17 protein-coding genes are annotated in these 19,788 nt (G+C 67.9%); 11 read left to right on the top strand and 6 right to left on the bottom strand.

Annotated elements, in window-relative coordinates; translation table 11 throughout:
* Position 1 precedes the first annotated feature (1 nt).
* From ACWC9T_RS11175 to ACWC9T_RS11215, 9 genes are all read left to right on the top strand, one after another.
* Positions 2-211, top strand: a complete 210-nt coding sequence (locus ACWC9T_RS11175) for an MbtH family protein (protein WP_355672880.1) — start codon at positions 2-4, stop codon at positions 209-211.
* A 110-nt stretch (positions 212-321) separates the two neighbouring features.
* On the top strand, positions 322-1,497 hold the full coding sequence (locus ACWC9T_RS11180) for a cytochrome P450 (protein ID WP_449820778.1): 1,176 nt from the start codon (positions 322-324) through the stop codon (positions 1,495-1,497).
* Between the two features lie 20 nt (positions 1,498-1,517).
* Complete coding sequence (locus ACWC9T_RS11185) at positions 1,518-2,672, top strand: cytochrome P450 (RefSeq protein ID WP_449820779.1); 1,155 nt, start codon at positions 1,518-1,520, stop codon at positions 2,670-2,672.
* Entirely contained in the window at positions 2,662-3,858 is a 1,197-nt protein-coding gene (locus ACWC9T_RS11190; RefSeq protein WP_449820780.1) for a cytochrome P450, read from the top strand. Before ACWC9T_RS11185 ends, ACWC9T_RS11190 begins: the two co-directional genes overlap by 11 nt.
* 73 nt (positions 3,859-3,931) lie before the next feature.
* Entirely contained in the window at positions 3,932-5,401 is a 1,470-nt protein-coding gene (locus tag ACWC9T_RS11195; RefSeq protein WP_449820781.1) for a tryptophan halogenase family protein, read from the top strand.
* Positions 5,394-6,623, top strand: coding sequence for a cytochrome P450 (locus tag ACWC9T_RS11200; RefSeq protein WP_449820782.1), 1,230 nt, complete (start codon positions 5,394-5,396; stop codon positions 6,621-6,623). The genes ACWC9T_RS11195 and ACWC9T_RS11200 overlap by 8 nt, the downstream gene beginning before the upstream one ends.
* A 44-nt stretch (positions 6,624-6,667) precedes the next feature.
* Entirely contained in the window at positions 6,668-7,933 is a 1,266-nt protein-coding gene (locus ACWC9T_RS11205) for an FAD-dependent oxidoreductase (protein ID WP_449820783.1), read from the top strand.
* A 23-nt stretch (positions 7,934-7,956) separates the two neighbouring features.
* On the top strand, positions 7,957-9,543 hold the full coding sequence (locus ACWC9T_RS11210; RefSeq protein WP_449820784.1) for an MBL fold metallo-hydrolase: 1,587 nt from the start codon (positions 7,957-7,959) through the stop codon (positions 9,541-9,543).
* A 111-nt stretch (positions 9,544-9,654) separates the two neighbouring features.
* Positions 9,655-10,881, top strand: a complete 1,227-nt coding sequence (locus tag ACWC9T_RS11215; RefSeq protein ID WP_449820785.1) for a cation:proton antiporter — start codon at positions 9,655-9,657, stop codon at positions 10,879-10,881.
* A gap of 119 nt (positions 10,882-11,000) precedes the next feature.
* Here ACWC9T_RS11215 and vanX read toward each other — a convergent pair whose 3' ends face one another.
* The 3 genes from vanX to ACWC9T_RS11230 are packed head-to-tail and all read right to left on the bottom strand — an operon-like array spanning position 11,001 to position 13,628.
* Positions 11,001-11,609, bottom strand: coding sequence for a D-Ala-D-Ala dipeptidase VanX (vanX, locus tag ACWC9T_RS11220; protein ID WP_449820786.1), 609 nt, complete (start codon positions 11,607-11,609; stop codon positions 11,001-11,003).
* Positions 11,606-12,646, bottom strand: a complete 1,041-nt coding sequence (vanA-Sc, locus tag ACWC9T_RS11225; RefSeq protein ID WP_449820787.1) for a D-alanine--(R)-lactate ligase VanA-Sc — start codon at positions 12,644-12,646, stop codon at positions 11,606-11,608. Before vanA-Sc ends, vanX begins: the two co-directional genes overlap by 4 nt.
* On the bottom strand, positions 12,639-13,628 hold the full coding sequence (locus ACWC9T_RS11230) for a D-isomer specific 2-hydroxyacid dehydrogenase family protein (protein ID WP_449820788.1): 990 nt from the start codon (positions 13,626-13,628) through the stop codon (positions 12,639-12,641). The genes vanA-Sc and ACWC9T_RS11230 overlap by 8 nt, the downstream gene beginning before the upstream one ends.
* Before the next feature lie 127 nt (positions 13,629-13,755).
* On the opposite strand from ACWC9T_RS11230, the gene ACWC9T_RS11235 reads away from it, so the two are divergent.
* Positions 13,756-15,099, top strand: coding sequence for a UDP-N-acetylmuramoyl-tripeptide--D-alanyl-D-alanine ligase (locus ACWC9T_RS11235; RefSeq protein ID WP_449820789.1), 1,344 nt, complete (start codon positions 13,756-13,758; stop codon positions 15,097-15,099).
* A gap of 13 nt (positions 15,100-15,112) precedes the next feature.
* Here the strand turns inward: ACWC9T_RS11235 and ACWC9T_RS11240 are convergent, their stop codons facing one another.
* The 3 genes from ACWC9T_RS11240 to ACWC9T_RS11250 all read right to left on the bottom strand — a co-directional run bounded on the left by ACWC9T_RS11240 (position 15,113) and on the right by ACWC9T_RS11250 (position 17,896).
* Positions 15,113-16,270, bottom strand: coding sequence for a lipid II:glycine glycyltransferase FemX (locus ACWC9T_RS11240; RefSeq protein WP_449820790.1), 1,158 nt, complete (start codon positions 16,268-16,270; stop codon positions 15,113-15,115).
* A gap of 97 nt (positions 16,271-16,367) precedes the next feature.
* Entirely contained in the window at positions 16,368-17,390 is a 1,023-nt protein-coding gene (locus ACWC9T_RS11245; protein ID WP_449820791.1) for an endonuclease/exonuclease/phosphatase family protein, read from the bottom strand.
* 23 nt (positions 17,391-17,413) lie between these two features.
* Complete coding sequence (locus tag ACWC9T_RS11250) at positions 17,414-17,896, bottom strand: hypothetical protein (protein ID WP_449820792.1); 483 nt, start codon at positions 17,894-17,896, stop codon at positions 17,414-17,416.
* A 646-nt stretch (positions 17,897-18,542) separates the two neighbouring features.
* On the opposite strand from ACWC9T_RS11250, the gene ACWC9T_RS11255 reads away from it, so the two are divergent.
* Entirely contained in the window at positions 18,543-19,529 is a 987-nt protein-coding gene (locus tag ACWC9T_RS11255) for a streptomycin biosynthesis protein (RefSeq protein WP_449820793.1), read from the top strand.
* Positions 19,530-19,788 lie beyond the last annotated feature (259 nt).

Consider the following 19,788-nt stretch of genomic DNA (forward strand, 5'->3'; position numbering starts at 1 on the left):
CATGACCAACCCCTTTGACAACGAGGACGGCTCCTTCTTCGTGCTCGTCAACGACGAGGGCCAGCACTCCCTCTGGCCCGCCTTCGCTGAAGTGCCGGACGGCTGGACCCCGGTGCACGGCGCGGCCGCCCGCCAGGACTGCCTCGCCTACGTGGAGGAGAACTGGACCGACCTCCGGCCGAAGAGCCTGATCGCGGAGATCGGCGGCTGAGAGTGTCCAGCTGCTCAATTCGGGCGGTTGGACGGGCTCGACGCCCGTCCGACCGCCCAGAGACCGTCATTCCGCGAACGCCGGCCGGATGAGCCGAAAGGACCCGCAGCATGTTCGAGGAGATCAACGTCGTCCGGGCAGCGCAGTTACACCGGAGGAACCGGTTCGATCCGGTGCCCGAGCTCCACTCCCTGATGAGCGAGGGCAACCTGACCGTCCTGGGAACCGAGGACTCCGCCGAGGGGCGGACCGCGTGGCTCGCCACCGGGATCGAGGAGGTCCGGCAGGTTCTCGGCTCGGACAAGTTCAGCGCGCGCCTGCTCTACGGCGGGACCGCGGCCGGCTTCACCTGGCCCGGCTTCCTCACCCAGTACGACCCGCCGGAGCACACGCGGCTCCGGCGGATGGTGGTTCCCGCGTTCTCCGCCCGCCGAATGCGGAACTTCCAGCCGCGGGTCGAGCAGATCGTCCAGGACAGCCTGGACGCCATCGAGGCACTCGGCGGCCCGGTGGACTTCGTCCCGCACTTCGGATGGGCCGTGGCGACTCCGGCGACCTGCGACTTCCTCGGCATTCCCCGTGACGACCAGGCGGATCTGTCACGGATCCTCCTCGCCAGCCGGACCGACCGGTCGGACAGGCGGCGCACCGCGGCGGGGAACAAGTTCATGACGTACATGAAGCAGCATGTCGCCCGGTCGCGCCGCGAGTCCGGCGACGACCTGTTCGGCATCGTGGCGCGCGAACACGGCGACGCCATCACGGACGCCGAGCTGACGGGGGTGGCCGCGTTCGTCATGGGCGCGGGCGCCGACCAGGTGGCCCGTCTCCTTGCGGCCGGCGCGTGGCTGACGGTCGAAGAGCCCGCGCAGTTCGCTCTGCTCCGGGAGAAGCCCGACACCGTACCGGAATGGCTGGACGAGACGATGCGGTACCTCACGACCGACGAGAAGACCCATCCGCGCGTCGCGACGCAGGACGTGCGGATCGGGGACCGCCTCGTCAAGGCCGGCGACACCGTCACCTGCTCTCTGCTGGCAGCCAACCGCCGGAACTACCCGCGTGCGGACGACGGGTTCGACATCACCCGGGACAGGCCGGACCATCTGGCGTTCGGGCACGGCATCCACCACTGCCTCGGCAGAGCCATGGCCGAGCTGATGTTCCGGGTCGCGATACCGGCGCTGGCGCACCGCTTTCCCACCCTGCGGCTGGCCGAGCCGGACCGCCCGATCACCTTGGGGCCGCCGCCGTTCGATGTGGAAGCCCTGCCGCTCGACTGGTAGCACCGGACACAGGAGGACCGATGGCACTGCCCCTACCGCATCAGCGGCACCGGCTCGATCCTGTGCCGGAGTTCCACGACCTGCTGGACGAGGGGTCGTTGCACGAGTACGACACCGAGCCCGGGATGGACGGCCGTAAGCAGTGGCTGGCCACCGGGTACGACGAGGTCCGGCAGATCCTCGCCGATCCCGAGCGGTTCAGCTCCATGCGGCCGGTCGACGACGAGGCCGACCGGGCCCTGCTGCCGGGAATCCTCCAGGCGTACGACCCGCCGGACCACACCCGGTTGCGCAGGACCGTGGCCCCGGCCTACTCCGTCCGGCGGATGGAACGGCTGCGGCCCCGCATCGAGGAGATCGTCGAGGAGTGCCTGGACGATCTGGAGGACGTGGGGTCGCCGGTCGACTTCGTCAGATACGCGGCCTGGCCCATCCCGGCGCTCATCGCCTGCGAGTTCCTGGACGTCCCCCGGGACGACCGGGCCGAGCTGTCGCGAATGATCCGGGACAGCAGGGAGAGCAGGCTCCCCCGGCAGCGGACCTCTTCGGGGATGGGCGTCGTCAACTACACCCAGAAGCTCGCGGCCCGCAAGCGCCGCGATCCCGGCGAGGGGATGCTCGGCGTCATCGTGCGCGAGTACGGGGCGGAGGTCAGCGACGAGGAACTGGCGGGGCTCGCCGAGGGGAACCTGATCATGGCAGCTGAGCAGATGGCTGCCCAGCTGGCGATCGCGGTGCTCCTGTTCGTGTCCCATCCCGACCAGATGGCGCTGCTTCGCGAACGTCCCGAGCTCGTGGACGGCGCGACCGAGGAGCTGCTGCGGCATGCCTCGATCGTCGAGGCCCCGGCCCCCCGGGTCGCTCTCGCGGACGTGCACGTCGGCGGACGCGACATCCGGGCCGGAGACGTCGTGACCTGCTCCCTGCTGGCGGTCAACCGTCCGCAGGGCGACCGCTTCGACATCGCCCGCGAGAACCCGAAGCACATGGCGTTCGGATACGGCATCCACCACTGTCTCGGGGCACCGCTGGCCAGGCTCCAGCTACGGGTGGCCCTGCCGGCGGTGTTCCGCCGGTTCCCGTCGCTGCGGCTCGCCGTCCCCGAGGAGGACCTGCGGTTCAAGCCGGGCCGTCCCGCCCCCTTCGCTGTGGAGGAGCTTCCCCTTGAGTGGTGACGACCGGCCTCCGGTCCACACGCTTCGGCAGGGCTTCGACCCGGCCGACGAACTGCGCGCCGCCGGACCGCTGACGCGGATCACGATCGGATCCGGAGCGGGGGTCGAAAGGACCTGGCTGGCCACAGGGCACGCGGTCGTCCGGCAGGTTCTCGGCGATCACACCCGGTTCAGCACGCGCCGCCGCTTCGACCGGAACGACGAGATCGGCGGAAAGGGCGTCTTCCGGCCGCGTGAGCTGGTCGGCAACCTGATGGACTACGACCCGCCGGAGCACACCCGGCTACGGCGCCTGCTGGCCCCGGGGTTCACCCATCGCCGGATACGGAGGATGGCCCCGTACATCGAACAGATCGTGACGGAACGCCTCGACGCGATGGAGCGGGAGGGGTCCCCCGCGGACCTGATCGAGGTGTTCGCCGACCAGGTGCCCGGCCCCGTGCTGTGCGAGCTGCTCGGGGTACCGCGAGACGACCGCGCCATGTTCCTCCAGCTCTGCCACCGGCATCTCGACGCTTCGCTCAGCGGTCGCAGGCGGGCGGCCGCCGGCGAGGCGTTCTCCCGCTACCTGGTGACCATGGTCGCCAGGGAACGGAAGGACCCCGGCGAAGGACTCATCGGCATGGTCGTCGCCGAACACGGCAACGCGGTCACCGATGAGGAGCTGAGGGGCGTCTGCGTGCAGATGATGCTGGCCGGGGACGACAACATCTCCGGCATGATCGGCCTGGGCGTGCTGGCGCTGCTGCGGAATCCCGAGCAGATCGCCGCGCTGCGGGGCGACGTCCAGTCGGCGGACCGGGCGGTCGACGAGCTGATCCGGTACCTGACGGTCCCCTACGCTCCGACACCCCGGACCGCCGTCGAGGACATCACCGTCGGCGACCAGGTGATCAGGGCGGGGGAGACGGTCCTCTGTTCCCTCCCGGCGGCCAACCGCGACCCCGCTCTGCTGCCGGACGTGGATCGTCTCGACGTCACCCGGGAACCCGTCCCCCATGTCGCGTTCGGGCACGGTGTCCACCATTGTCTGGGAGCCGCTCTCGCCCGCCTCGAACTGCGCACCGCCTATACCGCGCTATGGCAGCGCTTTCCAGGGCTGCGGCTGGCGGATCCCGCCGGGGCGACCGAGTTCCGGCTGAGCACCCCCGCGTACGGAATCAGCAGTCTGCTGGTCGCGTGGTGACCAAACGGACGGCTTGAGCGGCGATCCATTGCGCTGCACAATCGCAAAAGACTCGATCGAGGGATGGTGGGATATGTCGGAGGAAACGTTCGACGTGGTGGTGGCGGGAGGCGGGCCTGCGGGTTCGACCGTGGCCTCCCTGGTCGCCATGCAGGGCCACCGGGTACTACTGCTGGAGAAAGAGGTGTTCCCGCGGTACCAGATCGGCGAGTCGTTGCTTCCGTCCACCGTTCACGGGGTGTGCCGGATGCTCGGCGTCACCGAGGAACTCGCGGCGGCACAATTCCCGGTGAAGCGTGGCGGTACATTCCGATGGGGTGCGAGGCCGGAACCGTGGACTTTCTCCTTCGCGGTGTCCCCGCGGATAACAGGGCCGACCTCGTTCGCCTATCAGGTGGAGCGCGCGCGATTCGACGAGATCCTGCTGAACAACGCCAAGCGCAAGGGCGTGACGGTCCGCGAGGGATGCTCGGTCACCGAAGTCGTCGAGGAGGGCGACCGGGTCACCGGCCTGCGGTACACCGACTCCGACGGCGGCGAGCACAACGTCAGCGCACGTTTCGTGATCGACGCGTCGGGCAACAAGAGCCGGCTGCACTCCAGTGTCGGCGGCACCCGCGACTATTCGGAGTTCTTCCGCAGTCTGGCCCTGTTCGGCTACTTCGAGAACGGCAAACGGCTCCCGCAGCCCAATTCGGGAAATATTCTGAGTGTCGCCTTCAACAGCGGCTGGTTCTGGTACATTCCGCTGAGCGATACGCTCACCAGTGTGGGCGTGGTGGTCCGCAGGGAGATGGCCGAGAAGATCCAGGGAGGCCGGGAAGAGGCATACAAGGCCCTGATCGCCGAATGCCCGCTGATCACGGAATACCTGTCGGACGCACGTCGGGTGACGACCGGGGATTACGGGGAACTGCGGGTGCGGAAGGACTACTCCTACCACCAGACGACGTTCTGGCGCCCGGGGATGATTCTCGTGGGCGACGCCGCGTGCTTCGTCGACCCGGTATTCTCCTCCGGCGTGCACCTGGCAACCTACAGCGCACTGCTTGCCGCCCGTTCCATCAACAGCATTCTCGCGGGCGACCTGGATGAGAAGACCTCCCTGAACGAGTTCGAGGCCCGGTACCGACGGGAATACGGGGTGTTCTACGAGTTCCTCGTGGCGTTCTACCAGATGAACGAGAACGAGGAATCGTATTTCTGGCACGCCAAGAAGGTCACGAACAATGAGCACACGGAGTTGGAGTCGTTCGTGGAACTGATCGGCGGGGTGTCGTCCGGCGAGCCGGCGCTCGTGGCGTCCAGGATCGCCGAGCACAGCGCCGAGTTCGCCGGGGCCGTCGACCGGATGGCCGCCGCTGATGACGGGGACATGGTGCCGTTGTTCAAGTCGCACGTGGTCAAGCAGGTGATGCAGGAGGGCGGCCAGGTCCAGATGAGAGCGGTTCTCGGCGAGGACGCCGCGCCCGAGGAGCCGGTTTTCCCGGGCGGGCTGGTGTCCTCGCCCGACGGGATGAAATGGCTGCCCTACCGTGGGTGAGGTCGACGAGGCCGCGCCGCTCGTGCGACCGACGGCGAACTACATGAGAAGGACGCTCTGCGATCCGCACGAGGACATGTTCGCCCTCAGGGCGCACGGCCCGCTGATCCGGATCGAGGGGAACGCGTCCGACCAGATGAGCACGGACTACGTCTGGCAGGCCATGGGCTACGACGTGGTGCGGAAGATACTCGGCGACCATGAGAACTTCACGACGCGGCTCCGACTGACCGAGGCGCAGCCGCTCAGCGGCGAAGGGGTTCCGGTCCCGCCGGAGCTGGCGGGACAGATCTCGATCTACGATCCCCCCGAACACACGCGTCTGCGGCGGATGCTGACGCCGGAGTTCACGGTCCGACGGATCCGCAGGCTGGAGCCGGCGATCGAGGGCATCGTTGAAGAGCACCTCGATGCGATGGAGGTCGCGGGAGCACCTGCGGATCTCCAGGTGCTGTTCGCCGACCCGGTCGGCGGCGAGACCCTGTGCGAGTTGCTCGGGGTCCCGCGCGACGACCGGAGCGAGTTCATCCGCCGCGTCAGGCAGAATGTCGACCTCAGCCGCGGATACCGGGCCCGGGCAGCGGACAGCGCGGCGTTCAACCGGTACCTGAAGACGCTCATCACCCGGCAGCGGAAGGAGCCCGACGAGGGGTTCCTCGGCATGCTCGTGCGTGAGCACGGCGAGCGGATCACCGACGAGGAGTTGAGGGGCGTCTGCACGGCGCTGGTCCTCGGCGGTGTCGAGAGCGTCGCCGGGATGATCGGCTTCGGGGTCCTCGCGCTGCTCGAACACCCCGACCAGAGACAGTTGCTCTTCGCTTCCCGCAAGGAGGCCGACCGCCTGGTGAACGAACTGCTGCGCTTCCTCTCGGCCGTGCAGCAGCCGACTCCGCGCATGGCCATCAGGGATGTCGTCGTGGACGGGCAGCTGATCAAGGCGGGGGAGTATGTCCTCTGTTCGATTCTCATGGCCAACCGCGACACGGGGTTGACGCCGGATCCCCATCTCCTCGACGCGAACCGTGAACCGCTCCCGCATGTCGGATTCGGGCACGGCATCCACCACTGCATGGGCGCCGCAGTGGCGAGGGCGGTGCTCCGTATCGCCTATCAGTCCCTGTGGCGACGGTTCCCCGGACTGGGCCTGGCCGTACCCGCGGGGGACGTGAAGTTCCGCAGCGCGTTCATCGACAGCCCGGATCGCCTGCCGGTCACCTGGTAGCGGGCGCCACGACGGATCAACGATCGATCGAGAGATGGTGAGAGATGTCGGCAGAAGCGTTCGACGTGGTGGTGGCGGGGGGTGGGCCGGCGGGTTCGACCGCGGCCTCCTTGGTGGCCATGCAGGGCCACCGGGTGCTCCTGGTGGAGAAAGAGGTCTTTCCGCGCTACCGGGTCGGTGAGTCGCTGCTTCCATCCACCGTGCACGGGGTGTGCCGGCTGCTCGGCGTCACAGACGAACTGGCGGAGACGGATTTCCCGGTGAAGCGGGGTGCGACGTTCCAGTGGGGCGGCCGGCCGGAGCCGTGGGCCTTCTCCTTCGAGGCGTCACCGAGACTGACCGGCCCGACGTCTTTCGCCTACCAGGCGGATCGGACGCGGTTCGACGAGATCCTGCTGAACAACGCCAAGCGCAAGGGCGTGGTGGTCCGTGAAGGGTGCTCGGTCACCGCGGTCGTCGAGGAGGGCGACCGGGTCACCGGCCTGCGGTACACCGACTCCGACGGCGGTGAGCACGAGGTCGGCGCGCGTTTCGTGATCGACGCGACAGGCCAGGAGAGCCCGCTGTTCTCCAGCGTCGGCGGCACCCGCGACCATGCGGAGTCCTTCCGCGGCCTGGCGCTGTCCGGCTACTTCGGGAACGGCTGCAAGCGGCTGCCGGAACCGCATGCGGGCGACGGCCTGAGTGTGACCTTCGACGGCGGCTGGTTCTGGTACATCCCGCTGTTCGGCGGGCTGACCAGCGTGGGCGCGGTGGTGCGCGGGGAGAGGGCCGAGAAGCTCCAGGACGACCGGGAGGAGGCGTTCAAGGCACTGATCGCCGAATGCCCGACCATCTCGGATCTGCTTTCGGAGGGGATGCGGGTGACGGCCGGCAAATACGGGAAGCTGCGGATCAGCGAGGACTACGCCTACCACCAGACGACGTTCTGGCGCCCGGGGATGATCCTGGTGGGCGACGCCGCGTGTTCCCTCGACCCGCTGTTCTCCAGCGGCGTCCATCTCGCGACCTACAGCGCCCTGCTGGCCGCCCGTTCGATCAACAGCGTCCTCGCGGGCGATCTGGATGAGAGGACCGCCCTGACGGAGTTCGAGGCGCGGTACCGTCGCGAGTTCGGGGCGTTCTCCGAACTGCTCACGGCGTTCCACACGATGGCCGGCGACGAGCACCCGGAACCGGAGTCGTTCGTGGATCTGGCCGCCGGAGTGTCGTCCGGCGAGGCGGCGCTCGCGGCAGCGGAACCGGTGTTCCCGGGTGGGCTGGCGGTCTCGCCCGACGGATTGAAGTGGCTGCCCGGCGCAGCCCGGTAATCACTCGATCGTAAGGAGCAGAAGTGACTGAGGAACGGCTCTTTCTCCGGTCCAGCACCATCATCGAGCCACTGGTCGATCGGTTCTACGCCCAGCTGTACACGACGGCTCCGGTAACGGCCAGCATGAACCTGGCCTTCCGGCAGATTCCGATGCTGGAGTCCTATCTGCAGACCCCGGACTGGCACTTCTCAGGCAGCCGCGATCCGAAGTTCCGCGGCGGATTCTTCGTCGGTGTCGAGGAGAAGCGGAAGGGCGAGGTCGAGGCGCTGCTGGCGGCCATCCGGCGCGACCGCGCGGACATGATCCGGTTCGCCGAGGCGATCGCGGAGGCCGAGAAGACCGTTCGGGAGGAGGCGACCGGCTACGACCTCAGGCCGCTCTACCCGAAGCTGCCCCCCGAACTGGCGGGCCTGGTGGAAGTCACCTATGACACCGGCAACCAGGCATCGCTGCACTTCCTGGAGCCGCTGGTCTACCGGAGCAAGGCCTACACCGAGGACCGCCAGTCGGTCCAACTCTCGGTGGAGACAGGCATCGAGCGGCCGTTCGTGATGAGCACCCCACGGCTGCCCTCGCCCGACGTGCTGGAGTTGGACATCCCCTTCCGGCACCCTGGCATCGCGGAGCTGTTCCGTTCCAGGGTGCGGCCCACCACCCTGGCCGCGCTCCGCGAGGCGCTGGAGCTCGGCGACGCGGAAGCCACCCAGCTGTCCCGCCTGCTGGTCGCGGAGCCGGGGCTGGCCGCCGACCGCCATGTCACGGGCGGAGCCCGGATCCGTTACTGGGGGCATGCCTGCCTCCTCCTGCAGACGCCCGAAGTGTCGATCCTCACGGACCCGTTCATCAGCGCCGACACCAGCGCGACCGGCCGGTACACCTATGACGACCTGCCCGACCACATCGACTACGTCCTCATCACCCACGGGCATTCCGACCATCTCGTGTCCGAGACCCTGCTCCAGCTCCGTGGCCGGGTCGGCACATTCGTCGTGCCGAGGAGCTCGCGCGGCAATCTGTTCGACCCGTCGCTGGCGCTCTTCCTGAAATGCCTCGGGTTCCCCGTCATCGAGGTGGACGACTTCGACGAGGTGCCCTTCCCCGACGGGAAGATCGTCGCCACTCCGTTCTTCGGGGAGCACGCTGATCTCGACATTCGCGCCAAGTCGACCTACTGGATACGTCTCGGCGGGAAGTCCGTCTACGTGGGAGCGGACTCCTCCGGCCTCGATCCGGTCCTCTACCGCTACGTCCGCCGGCATCTCGGACGGGTCGACATCGCGTTCCTCGGCATGGAGTGCGACGGTGCGCCGATGAGTTGGAAGTACCAGCCCCTGTTCACCCAGCCGATCCCGAAGAAGATGGGCGACACCCGCAGACTGTCCGGCTCCAACGCGGAGCAGGCGAGCGCGATCGTCACCGAGCTGGGGGCCGAAGAGGTTTACATCTACGCCATGGGTGAGGAGAGCTGGCTCGGCCACGTCATGGCCACCAGCTACAACGAGGACTCCTATCAGCTCCAGCAGATCGCCGAGTTCCAGGAATGGTGCTCGCGCAAGGGAGTCAAATCCGGCCACCTGCTCGACCGGGCCGAATGGCAGTGGTCGTAGCCGGACGGAAAAGGGAGAGAGCTGATCACCTTGGAGTACTCTTCAATTGCCCGCTCCAGTAGCGATGCCATAACCGGAGAAGTGCTTGCGGGCCTCGCAGTGATCTTCGCCGTGGCATTCGTCTTCGCCCGGCTCGCCAAGCTCATCCGGCAACCTGCGGTCATGGGGGAGATCATCGCCGGTGTCGCCCTGGGACCGAGCCTGTTGGGCCTCCTCCCGGGCGACCCCGTCAAAACGTTGTTCCCGGCGGACGCACGGCCGATCCTGCAGGCGCTCTCGCAGCTCGGACTCGTCCTGTTCATGTTCGGCATCGGCTACGAACTGGACTTCGCCCGGCTCCGGGGAAACGGCCGCCGGGTCATCTCGGTCTCACTCGGTTCCATGGCGCTGCCGTTGGCGCTGGGGACCGGGCTCGCCGTTCTCCTGTTTCCCTGGTACGACAAGTCGCAGCTCGGCACCCATGGCATGCTCGCCCCGGCGATCTTCCTCGGGGCGGCGATGTCGATCACCGCGTTCCCGGTGCTCTCCCGGATCATCGCGGAGTACGGCATGCAGCGCAGCCGCATCGGTGCCATGGCGCTCGCCTGTGCCGCCGTCCAGGACTTCCTCGCCTGGTGCGTACTGGCCGTGGTCGTGGTCATCGCCACCGCAAGCGGTGCGTGGCCGCTGGCACGGATGGTGCTGGAGTCGGCTCTGTTCCTGGTCGTTCTCCTCTACGCCGTGCGACCGGGGCTGCGTTGGCTGCTGGCTCCGGAGCGGCCGCGGGCGGTCGGCAGCTCTCTCATCCATGCCGTCCTCGTCACCGGACTGCTGGTGTCCGCCTGGGCGACCAACCAGATCGGCCTGCACCCCGTCTTCGGTGCCTTCGCCTTCGGTGCCGCGATACCCCGCCGCCGCCTCCAGGCGCAGGCCCCTCAGGTCGTCGAGCGCATCGAGCAGACCAGTCTCTTCCTGCTGCCGGTCTTCTTCACCGTGACCGGCCTGTCGGTGGACATCGGCGGGCTCGCCGGCCGCGGTCTGATCATGACCGTCGCCGCCGTGCTGGTTGCTTGTACGGGGAAGTTCGTCGGCGCTGCCGCTTCCGCAAGCCTGACCGGCGCCACGAAGGCCGAGGCGATGACGCTCGGCGTCCTGCTCAACGCCCGCGGGCTCACGGAACTGATCATCCTGAACGTGGGCCTCGGGCTCGGCATGCTGGACAGCCGCATGTTCAGCGCCATGGTCGTCATGGCATTGGCCACCACGTTTATAACGGGACCACTGCTGCAACGCCTCGGATTCCACGAGGGACTCAGACCGGCTCCGGTTCCCAGGGAGAACGTGGACCACAGCGTCTGACGCGAGGCCGGCGCCCAGCCGGCGTCGGGCCGGATCATCCCAACAGGGCCGCCTGCCTTCCGGGCAGGCGGCCCTGTCAGAGGTGTTCCAGGCAGGGAGCGGTCGGCGACCTCGTGCACCTATGTGATGGGGAAGTCGAAGTAGGTGTCCGGATAGGGTTCGTTGTCGAGCGTGTAATGCCACCACTCGCACTCGTACGCACTGAAACCGCAGGTCTCCATGATGGACCGCAGGTTCTGACGGTTCAGTGCCTCGGCAGGTGTGATCCCTTGGGCGCCATGGTGCGAGACGGGATCCATCAGGTCGTGGTCGCCACCCATGGGAACGAGTTCATCCGTGGCCAGGTCATAAAGCGTGAGGTCGACGGTACTGCCCCGGCTGTGTCCCGACTTGGCGGCCACATATCCCCGCTCGAACATCTCGGCCCTGTCGATATTGGGATAGTGCCGCGACTTGGTCCGGCCGTCCTCCGGCTGCTGCGACCAGCGCAGGAAGCAGTCGACGGCGCGCTGCGGGCGATAGCCGTCCCAGAGCAGCAGGCCGAACCCCAGTGATACGGCCTGATCCCGCGCCCGCCCCAGGGCCGCGCACAGAGCCCTCGTACCGACGATTCGATTGGCCAGGTATCCGTCCACCGGTTTGCCGGTGAAGTTATCCCACGTGGCGTACTTGGCATCCCACCGTATTCCGGGCACCAGGTCGTCCGCGAAGACGAAGCCGTCCTTCATCGCGTCTTCCCTGTCAGAGCGAGGGAGACGGTTCGGTCGATCACTTCGGAGAGCGACAGGCCCGCGGCCGCCATCATCCGCGGATAACGGCTGTACGAGGTCATTCCGGGGAAGGTGTTGACCTCGTTGAGGACTACTTCTCCGTCCTCCTTGAGGAACATGTCCACCCGCGAGAGACCGCGGCACCCCAAGGCGCGGTACACGGCCTTGGCCGTCTCCTGGACGATCAGCCGTGACTCCTCGGGGATATCGGCGGGGACGATTGCTATGGAGTTCTCGGAACCGGTCTCCGGGGAGTTCTCCTGATGGATCCTGAAGAATCCCCGCGAGAGTGCGATCCGGTCCAGCTCGCCCACGAAGAGCTCCGACTCGTTCCCCAGGACGGCGCAGCCGATCTCGCTGCCGGGGACAGCCTCTTCGATCAGCACCTTCGAGTCGTACTGCCGTGCCGTTTCCACCGCACTCGGAAGTTCCTCTGCCGCGGAGACCTTGGTGACGCCGAAGGACGATCCCGATCGGGCCGGCTTCACGAAGACCGGAAAGGTGAGCCGGGCGGGATCGACGGTCTCGTCCGCCGTGACGGTCCAGAAATTCGGCGTGGCGATTCCTGCGCTTCTGGCGACGGCATAGGCAAGGGATTTGTCCATGCACAGGGCGGAACTCTGCACGTCGCAGCCGATATAGGGGATGCCCGAGAGCTCCAGCAGACCCTGCATGGCGCCGTCCTCGCCGAGTGTGCCGTGCAGCACGGGCAGTACGACGTCCAAACGGACCGTGCTGCAGCCCCCCTGCTCCAGAATGAGCAGTCCGTGCACCCCGCTGTCCGGCGACAGCACGACCGGGCGGCCGTTGCCGTTCTCCCACTCCGCGTCGGGCCCATCGCAGAGCTTCCAGGCACCGCTCCTCGTGATCCCGATATAGAAGGGTTCGTACTTCTCGAGATCCAGGTTCCGGGCCACCTCCCGCGCGGATTTGACGGAGACGGGGTGCTCCTCGGAACGCCCCCCGAATATGATGCCGATCTTCAGCCTACCCATGCTGATTCCCGCTTTCGAATGTCAGGCAGTTGATGAAAGAGTTCTCCACGGTGTCGCGCAGGGCACGATCCGTGAAGTAGGCGGTGTGCGGGGTGATGAGTGCATTCGGCAGCTCCTGCAGGCGCAGCAGTGCTTTGCTCTCTATGGGTTTGTTGCGGCAGTCGGCGTAGAAGACTCCTTCCTCGCCTTCGACGACATCCAGCGCTGCGCCGCCCAGCCTGCCGCTCTCCAGTTCGTGCACCAGGGCTTCGGTGTCGATGAGCCCGCCACGTCCGGTGTTGATGATCAGCGCGCCGTCCTGCATCTGCGCCAGGCGCTGCCGGTTCAGCAGATGGTGTGTGGCCGCAGTGAGCGGCGCATGCAGCGTGACCAGGTCGCTCTGCCGCAGCAATTCATCGAGTGAAACGTACTCGACGGCGGCGCCGGGGCGGTCCACGATGCGGGTGTCATGGGCCAGAATGCGGCAGCCGAAACCCCGCAACCGGTCCAGGACCGCCGCGCCGATACGCCCCGTTCCGACCACTCCGACAGTCAGATCACGCAGTTCCCTACCGCGCACATCGCTCAGCCGGTAGTCGTGCATATCGGTGCGGCGGACGATGGATTTTGCACCCCTTACCGCCATCAGAATGAGCATCAGCGTGTAGTCGGCCACGCTGTCCGGCGAGTAGGAGACGTTTTCGACAACGATGCCGATGCTTCCCGCGTATTCCACGTCGATGTGGTTGTACCCGATGCTCCGCGTGGAGATGTAGCGCACGCCGGCCACCCGGAGCGCACGCAGCGTGGCGTGGGTGACAGGAGCCTTGTGGCTGATGCTGATGCACCGGCTGCCGGAGGCCAGTTCACTATTGGCTTCGGACACCGCGGCGTCGGTGATGACCGGCAGCACACCGAAGCCGGACGCCAGCTCGCGGAACTGATCGGCTTCGTCCGGACCGCACCCGTAGATGGTGACACGGGTCTTCTCGCTGTGGGTCATGCTTCCAGTCAAGGCGTCGTGCTGTTGCCGGAACGTATTTGGTTTTCGATACACACGCGATACGCCCCACCCCCTTGGCTGGAGGCATGACTGACAAAACACCAGTTGTGATGTCCGGGGAGCCCGCGTGATCCAGCTCAGCCTCGACGAGATCGCCGAAATCGTGGACGGAAAGGTCGCGGGCGACAGCTCCGTGACCGTGACCGCGCCGGCCGTGCTCGACAGCCGGCAGGCTGAGCCGGGCGGCCTCTTCGTGGCTTTCGCCGGCGAGCATGCCGACGGCCATGACTACGCGGAACGGGCCGGGGCGGCCGGTGCGGTGGCCGTGCTCGGCTCCCGGCCCACGCCGCTGCCCACCGTCGTCGTCGAGGATGTCCGGACCGCGCTGCGGATGCTCGCCGCCCGTGTCGTGGCCCGGCTGCGCGACGGACTGACCGTCGTCGGGGTGACCGGCTCGCAGGGCAAGACCGGCACCAAGGACCTGCTGGCGGCCGTGCTTTCGGGCGCCGGACCGACGGTCGCCACGGCCGGCTCCCTCAACAACGAGCTCGGTGTGCCGCTCACCATGCTGCGCGCCCAGGCGGCCACCCGGTTCCTCGTCCTGGAGATGGGAGCCCGCCATGTCGGCGACATCGCCGGGCTCACCGGCCTGGTCTCGCCCGACATCGCCGTCGTCCTCAACGTCGGCCTGGCCCACCTCGGCGAGTTCGGGTCGCGCGCCGCCATCGCCAGGACCAAGGGCGAACTGGTGCAAGGTCTTGTGCCCGGCGGCACCGCCGTTCTCAACGCCGACGATCCCAGGGTGGCCGCGATGAGCGCGCTGACCGATGGTCCGGTTCTGACCTTCGGCCGGGCGGCCCACGCCGACGTACAGGTACTCGACCTGGCCCTCGACCGGCTCGGCCGGCCATCCTGCACGCTGCGGACCGCCGCCGCCTCGGCGCACCTGAGGCTGCCACTGGTCGGCGCCCACCAGGCGCTCAACGCTTCGGCTGCCACGGCGGCAGCACTTGCGGCCGGGGTTCCCCTCGGCCTGGCCACGGCGGCGCTGACCACTGCTTCGCTGTCGCCGTGGCGGATGGAACTGCGCGACCTCGCCTGCGGGGCGACGCTGCTCAACGACACCTACAACGCCAACCCCGACTCGACCCGCGCCGCCCTGGACGCGCTGGCAGCCATCGAGTGCGGACGCCGCATCGCCGTACTCGGCGAAATGCTCGAACTCGGCGACGACAGCGCGGCGCAGCACCGCGCCGTCGGAGTGTACGCCGCCGAACGGGCTGATGTGGTGGCGGTCGTCGGCGAGGCCGCCCGGCCCATCGCCGACGGTGCGGGAGAGCGGGCGGTGCTCCTCGCCGGCAAGGACGCGGCCGTCGACTGGCTGCGCGACCACCTCGCCGCCGGGGACGTAGCGCTGGTCAAGGCATCCCGCGGCGCGCGCCTCGACGAAGTCGCCGCCGCGCTCGCGTAGTCGGCTGTACGGTTCAGCGTCCGCGCCGCCTCATATAGAGGTCGAAGGCCCGGTAGGTCATCGGCCGCAGCGGCAGGTCCCACTCACCGACGTACCGTACTGCCCGGCCGCCGGCGCCGACTTTGAACTGGACCAGGCCGACGTGAGGGTCGTCGGCGTCGAGGGTCGGAGTGATGCCGCGCAGGTCGTAGACGTCGCAGCCGGCCGCGAGCGCGTCGCGGATCATCGCCCACTGGCAGGCGTTGGAGCCGCGCACCTCGCGCTTCGCGGTGGCGGAGGCGCCATAGGAGTACACCGCGTGGGCCCCGACGCGGACCAGGACCGTGGCGGCGACCAAGTCGCCCTGGTGGTGGGCCAGGTAGAGGGTGATCCGTTCGGGGTCCTCGGCGTTCAGTGCCGCGAACATGGTCTCGAAGTAGCGCAGCGGCCGGGGGGTGAAGTGGTCGCGCTGGGCGGTGTGGACGTAGAGGTCGTGAAACGCTTTGAGGTCCTCCGGACCCGCGTCGCTGACCGTGACTTCGACGCCCTCCTTCGCCGCCTTCTTGATGTTGCGGCGCCACTGCTGGTTCATGCCCCTGAGCAGCTCGTCCTCGGACCTGCCCGCCAGCGGTACCTCGTACTTGAACTGCGGATGCCCGACTCCGAACCCGTCCTCCGGGTTCTGTGGCAGCCAGCCCGCGTCCTTGAGCCCGCTGCTCACGCGGGCGCCGACCGGGTCGCCCGACTGTCCGGGCAGGTCAGTCAGCCGCCGGATCCCCGGGTCGGCGATGCCCTCCTTGACCTGGGCGGCGCTCCAGGCGTCCGTCACCACCGGCGGGCCGAGCCGGATCGCGAACGCGCCCTGCTCCTTGAGGTACGCCGCCAGGGGATCGAGCCACGCACCGATCTCGCCGCTCCAGTCGATGACCGGGCCCTCGGGCAGATACGCCAGCGTGAGACGGTCGAGCCGCGGTAGCGGGCGGTGCAGGATGAGCCCGGCGCCGACCAGGCGCCGACCGTCGAACCAGCCGAGGGACTCGCTGCGCCATTCGGTCTTGACCCGGCCCCACGCCGGGGTCTGCAGAAAGCTGACCGACCGCTGGGCCCGCACGAACGCCAGATGCTCGGCGGCGCTGATCGGTCTGACGACCGGATTTCCGGCTGCGATTGGTGTTGGTGCACTGGAGGACATGTAGGACATGCTGCCAGTCAATGCAGTGGGGTGTTGCCCTGACGTATGCGGATTTCCATACGCCGACGACATACCACCGCCTGGCCGCTTTCGGCGTTCACCAGCTGATCCCGGCCGCCACCGGCCGGTGGTCACTGCCCGTGGCCGGCAGCAGCCACGCACTCTTCGGCTCCACGCCGCGGACCAGGATCTGGTCGATCCGCACCATCGGGAACGTCACCGGCCAGCTGAAGCCGAACCCGTCCCCCGCCACGTCCTGGGCCGAACGCAGCTGAGAGGTGAGGCCGTCGAATGCACGGTCGTCCATGGTGCCGTTGAAGTCACCGAGCACCAGTACCCGCTCGCTGCGGTCGGCGGCGACGGCCTCAGCGAGCTTTGTCGCGCCGGCGTCCCGCGTGTCCGTCCAGAAGCCGCCCCTGGGCATCACCCTCACCGAACCGAGATGCACTACGTACACCGCCAGCGGTCCCTTCTCGGTGGTCACCGTGGTGCGCAGCGCACGGAACGGGTCCAGCGGCCCGGCCATGCCCGGCTGCACGTCGACCGGCTGGGTGTCGGACAGCGGCAGCTTGCTCCACAGCCCGACCGTGCCCTCCACGGCGTAGTACGGGTACGCCGTCGCCAGCTCGTTCTCGTATGTGCCCTTGGCCTGGTCGGTCAGTTCCTCGAGCGCCAGCAGATTCGCGCCGGAGGCGGCCAGGTCACGGGCGGTGCCGGCCGGATCACGGTTGTCGGCGTCCACGTTGTGGCTGACCACCGTGAGATCGCTGCCTCGGTGGGACTTGTCGTGGAGCAGCCCGCCGAAGAGGCTGACCCACACGATGGCCGGCAGCAGCAGCGCGATGACCGCGGAGGCGGAACGGCGCCATAGCGCCCCGGCCAACAGCACGGGGACGAACAGGCCGAACCACGGCAGGAAGGTATCCACCAGACTGCCCAGACCAGCCCAGTCCGTGACGCTCCTGTGCAGCAGCAAAAGCAGTCCGAGCAGCAGCGCACACGCCGTGAGTACCGGGCCGCGCCTCCACGGCCCCAGCCCGGAACTGCTCGCGGGCCGAGTTGCTTCGTCATCAGTCGACAGGCCTCCCTGTCCGGTCTCCGCCGTGTCCACCCTGGTCATCGTCTGCTCTCGCTCACTCTTGCTCACCGCTGGTCGCCGGTGCTTTCTGGCACTCCGTCGGGGGACCGCACCACCTGTCCCACCGAGCTCGCCGCGAGGCGTGTTCGATGGCGCCATGGCCGGGTTCGAGACATGCAACCAGGTAAGACAACCGGCCGTTGCCAGCGCGTATGCGATTTTCGATACACGGACGATATGTGCCCCCCGTATGCCTTGAACAACTCGCCCTGCCCGTCAGGGACGTGGGCGTCACCCAGCCGCCGGACGCGGCGGACCAGGAGCCGCGCCGTGGCCAGATACTTCTTCGCCTTGCCGGTGAACGCGGGGTACTCGACCTCGGCGACCTCTGCGTCCGAGACCCACCGTTCCTCGTCCTTGTCCCAGATCGCCTTCGGGTACTTGATCGCTGTCCAGGCGTCCTCAGCGATGGTCGCGATCAGCTCGCGGACCCTTTTGCTCTGGAGACGGCCAGTCGGTGTCCACAGCGAGGGCAATGCGGAAGACACCTCCCTGGGCTGTGACAGAGGTCGGATGCCCCTCCGGCGGACTTGTCCCGTACGGTGCAGGTGGTGACCAGTTCCCGCTGACCCGCCCCGAAATCGCCCGATTCCTGTAGGAGAAGGGAACGCGTCCTGCATCTGATGGCCCGGCGCCGCCGCCATCGGGCCCTCGCGCAAGCCTGCAACCAGCACCGATTTGCACTCCAGGGCCGGCCGTGGCTGGAATTGCGGCTTCCATTACAGCCGTGGCAGACCAGGGGAGTTCTTCGATTCGGGCTGAGGTGTTACCGTCCCAGGGGCGCTCCGTGCTGATGAATTTCATCGAGTCAGGGAGGGGTACGCAGTGGCGACACGATGTTCAGCGCGACGGGGTTCGCATCCCCCCCCGTTTTCCACGACGTTCCGCGTGATCTGGTTCGGGAACGCCCTCTGATCAGACGTTTCCGGGACTCCGCTGGAGACCGCCCGTGGTGGCGCCAAGGCATGACGTGGCTGTCGGCAGGGCCGCGAGTGGACCCGGCATGACCTCTCCGACACCACGGCGTTCCCTGGTTCACGTCGCGGTACGGAACGCAACCCAGCTCCAACGGGGGATTTTCTGCATGCCTTCACAGATCCGTGTACAGGTAGTCAGATTATGAGGGAGACCGCAGTGCAGCGAGATCAGCAACACATCGATCAGCAGACGTCAGTCGAAGTCGAGATCAGCTTACTGTCAACAGTCGACTCACCGCGGACCTCGGGGGCGGACCCGGACCACGTGGAGGCGCTGTCCGTGGTGCAGGCCCCGCTTCCGCCCATCCTCGTGCACCGTCCGACGATGCGCGTCATCGATGGTCTCCATCGCGTGCGAGCGGCCGAACTGCGCGGGCAGGAGACCATCGCCGTCAGCTTCTTCGAGGGCAGTGAGGCCGACGCGTTCGTGCTGGCAGTCGAGTCCAACATCATCCACGGCCTCCCTCTGTCGAGGGCCGACCGCAAGCGGGCGGCCGCGCGGATCCTCATGTCGCATCCGCAGTGGTCGGACCGGATGGTCGCATCGGTCACCGGTTTCTCCTCCGGCACGGTGGCCGACATACGCAAGGGGCTGCCAGCCGTGTCCGCCGCCGAGGAGAGCCGGATCGGCCAGGACGGTCGGGTCCGCCCGATCAACGCCGCCGCAGGACGCAGGATCGCCGGAAAGATCATCGCTGAGAACCCCGGCCTGTCATTACGCCAGATCGCCCGGATGGCCGGCATCTCCCCCGAGACCGCCCGCGATGTCAGAGGCCGGCTCCGCCGAGGAGAGGATCCGATGCCCGGCCGACGGAGCAGGGAACAAGCGAACCCCGAGGCGAGACCTTCGGCACCGCAGCGCGGTACCGGCGTCGCGGCGATACATGACAGGCCGTCGGCGCAGGACCACAGCGTCCTGTTGCAACGGCTCAGGGCGGATCCGTCGCTGCGGCTGAGCGAGACCGGACGCACCCTGTTGCGGCTGCTCAATCTCCACACGATCAACGCGAAGGAGTGGCAGAGGATCATCGACAACGTACCGCCCCACTGCAGCGGCATAGTGGCCCGTCTGGCCGACGAGCACGCGGTGATGTGGTCGGAGCTGGCCCTTCGGCTGAGTGGCGGGGTCACCGAGAGCGCATAGTCCGCCGTCGCCGTGTCCAAGCGCCGAAAGCGGCCAGTTGGTCGGCGAAGTCCTCCTGTCACCGCGTGGCAGGAGGACTTCGCCGACCAGTCGGCCGTCAAGGCAGGGACGAAGGTGCGGAGCTGCCTGACCGCGGCGACGCCGTCGCGGTCGGACAGGCCGAGGGCGTCGCGGAGTTCGTCGGCCAGCAGGTCGAGCACCCGGCGTGCGCCGGTCTCTCCGGCCGCAGCCAGGCCCCCAGATCAGCGGACGGCCGACC

It is taken from the genome of Kitasatospora sp. NPDC001159, from assembly GCF_053598235.1.